The organism is Roseitalea sp. (genome assembly GCF_984466335.1).
Map to the genome: position 1 here is coordinate 1 of NZ_CFIFWG010000242.1, position 2,570 is coordinate 2,570.

Sequence of the window (2,570 nt, forward strand, 5' to 3'; positions counted from 1 at the left end):
GGCTTTCCGTATTGAGACGAGATTTTCCGATGCGGCCGGCCGCGCCCGCGCCGCTGCCGCCGACCACAAGGACCGAACTGGATCGCATGGCGAAAGAAGAACTTCTGGAATTTCCCGGCGTTGTGACGGAGCTGCTCCCCAACGCCACCTTCCGCGTCAAACTGGAAAACGACCACGAGATCATCGCCCACACCGCCGGCAAGATGCGCAAGAACCGCATCCGCGTTCTGACCGGCGACAAGGTGCTGGTCGAGATGACGCCCTATGACCTGACCAAGGGCCGCATCACCTACCGCTTCAAATAGGCGCCCGATTCCCATGGATGCGCCGCGGACACTGGTTCTGGCCTCGGGCTCGCCGCGGCGCGTCGAATTGCTCGCGCAAGTCGGCATCGAGCCGGACCGGCTGCTGCCCACGCATCTCGACGAGACGCCGTTCAGGGCCGAGCATCCGCGCTCGCTCGCCCGCCGCCTTTCGGGCGAGAAGGCCGCAAGGGCGCGCGCCATCATCGAGGGGGAGCGCGAAGGGCCGGCCGCAGATGGGCGCGTGGCGGCCCCGTTCGTGCTCGCCGCCGACACGGTGGTCGCCGTCGGCAGCCAGATCATGCCCAAGGCGGAGCTTCTGGACGAGGCCTCGCAATGCCTGCGCATGCTGTCGGGCCGGGCGCACCGGGTCTATACGGGCCTGGCACTGTCAACGCCCAGGGGCCGGCTGCGCCAGCGCGTGGTCGAAAGCCGCGTGCGATTCAAGCGCCTCGGCCGCGAGGAGATGGAGGCCTATCTCGCTTCCGGCGAATGGCAGGGCAAGGCGGGCGGCTATGCCATCCAGGGCCTTGCGGGCGCGTTCGTCGTCAAGCTGGTGGGCTCCTACACCAATGTCGTCGGGCTGCCGCTGGCCGAGACCGTCGCGCTTCTGACGGGCGAGGGCTTTCCGGTGCATTTCACCTGGGCGCAGGGGGGCGTGTGATGGCCAAGATCGAGCCGTTGCGCCCGAAGCGCCAATGCCCCGAATGCGGCAGGCAAAGCGCGCGGGGGACCTACCCGTTCTGCTCGATCCGCTGCAAGAACGTCGATCTCAACCGCTGGCTGTCGGGCACTTATGTGATCCCGGGCCGCGACGGCGAGGACGATGGCGGCGCGCCGCCCGGCCCTGCGGGGCCGCCCTCGTAAACGGTTTCTTGGCGGGTGGTGGTTTAGGCCGGGAACCGACGGGGCGGCTCTCCTGGACGGCCGTGCTCTCATCGGGGCGTCCGTCTTCCCTCATCCCGAGCTTGCCGAAGGATCGAGGGAGGGCCGCAAGCCCGCCCTTCGAAAGGCTCTGGGTGAGGGCTTGCGGTGCTTGCCGGCGAACCCTCGGACGGGATTGAGCGATGCGCTTTGCGATCATCGGCACGGGCTTCGTGGCCGACTATTATATGGCGACGCTGGGCAACCATCCGGCGCTGGACATGGCCGGGGCATGGGATGTCGATGCCGATCGCCTGGCGCGGTTCTGCGGCCATTGGGATGTGCCGGCCTTTGCCTCGCAGGAGGCGCTGCTGGCCGACGACGATATCGAGACGGTCGCCGTGCTCACCCGTCCCGAGAGCCATTTCGACATCGCCATGGCCGTGATCGCGGCGGGCAGGAACGTCTATTGCGAGAAGCCGCTGGCGATGGCGCTCGGGCAGGCGCGGTCGCTGGTCGATGCGGCGGACGGGGCCGGGCTGGCGCTGGCGGGCGCGCCGGCCAATGCCCTGTCGGACGCGTTCGCGCTGGCGAAATCGACGCTCGACGGCGGCCGGATCGGCCGGCCCCGCCTGGTCTACGCCGAGATGGAGGACGGGCCGGTGTTCCGGCGGAACTGGCGCCATTGGCGCTCGATCTCCGGTGCGCCCTGGCCGGGCGCGCACGAGTTCCGCACCGGCTGCACGATCGAGCATGCCGGCTATGCGCTGACCTGGCTGATCGGGCTGTTCGGGCCGGTCCGGCGGATCACCGGGCAGTCGGGCACCTTCTTTTGCGACAAGGGCGCGGGCATTGCGGCGCACGAGATGGCGCCCGATTTCTCCTGTGCCATGCTTGCGTTCGACGATGGCATAATGGCGCGGCTGACGACCGGCCTTTGCGCGCCGCGCGACCGGGCGCTGACGGTCATGGGCGAGCATGGGACGCTGACCGTGGCCGACCTTTGGGACCATCGCTCGGCGGTGCATCTGGAACGGGTCGGCGGCAGGCCGGCCATGGCGCATCGGATCGTCCGCCGCATGGAGGCGCGGCTCGGCCGCGTGCTGCCGCTGCGGCTGCCGGCGGGCGGGAAGCTCTCCTATCCCGCCGCGCCGTCGCGCGCGCGCCTGCCGGCCTATCCCTCGCGGATCGACTTTTGCGCCGGGCTCGCCGCGGTCGCCGGTTGTCTCGACGGGCGTGGGACGGACCGGCGGCGACTGGCCGCCGAGGCGCTGCACGTCACCGAGGCGGCGCTGGCGCTCGACCGCCTGTCCGACCATGGCGGGCGCTATGTGATGCAAAGCGCCCTTTAGAGCGGTTTGTTTTTAGCTGGAATCGTTTGAGCGCCGGGATTTTGTGATCTGG

The 2,570-nt window shown here is 69.3% G+C and carries 4 protein-coding genes; all 4 read left to right on the top strand.

Translation table 11 applies throughout. From position 1 onward, the window contains the following. Positions 1 to 86: 86 nt before the first annotated feature. The 4 genes from infA to AC5E6L_RS15055 all read left to right on the top strand — a co-directional run bounded on the left by infA (position 87) and on the right by AC5E6L_RS15055 (position 2,518). Entirely contained in the window at positions 87 to 305 is a 219-nt protein-coding gene (infA, locus tag AC5E6L_RS15040; protein ID WP_039730604.1) for a translation initiation factor IF-1, read from the top strand. Positions 306 to 318: 13 nt separating this feature from the next. Further along, a complete protein-coding gene (locus tag AC5E6L_RS15045) occupies positions 319 to 966 on the top strand; it encodes a Maf-like protein (protein ID WP_491230881.1) in 648 nt (215 codons plus the stop codon). Then, positions 966 to 1,169 (top strand): DNA gyrase inhibitor YacG, encoded by a 204-nt coding sequence (gene yacG / locus AC5E6L_RS15050; protein ID WP_491230882.1) that lies wholly within the window; start codon positions 966 to 968, stop codon positions 1,167 to 1,169. The genes AC5E6L_RS15045 and yacG overlap by 1 nt, the downstream gene beginning before the upstream one ends. Before the next feature lie 200 nt (positions 1,170 to 1,369). Beyond that, positions 1,370 to 2,518: a Gfo/Idh/MocA family protein gene (locus AC5E6L_RS15055; protein ID WP_491774387.1), complete on the top strand. Its 1,149-nt coding sequence runs from the start codon at positions 1,370 to 1,372 to the stop codon at positions 2,516 to 2,518. Positions 2,519 to 2,570: the final 52 nt, after the last annotated feature.

Excerpts from the sequence above, each read along its gene's own strand:
- yacG (WP_491230882.1), top strand. The coding sequence starts at position 966 with ATGGCCAAGATCGAGCCGTTGCGCCCGAAGCGCCAATGCCCCGAATGC.
- AC5E6L_RS15045 (WP_491230881.1), top strand. The coding sequence starts at position 319 with ATGGATGCGCCGCGGACACTGGTTCTGGCCTCGGGCTCGCCGCGGCGC.
- AC5E6L_RS15055 (WP_491774387.1), top strand. The coding sequence starts at position 1,370 with ATGCGCTTTGCGATCATCGGCACGGGCTTCGTGGCCGACTATTATATG.
- infA (WP_039730604.1), top strand. The coding sequence starts at position 87 with ATGGCGAAAGAAGAACTTCTGGAATTTCCCGGCGTTGTGACGGAGCTG.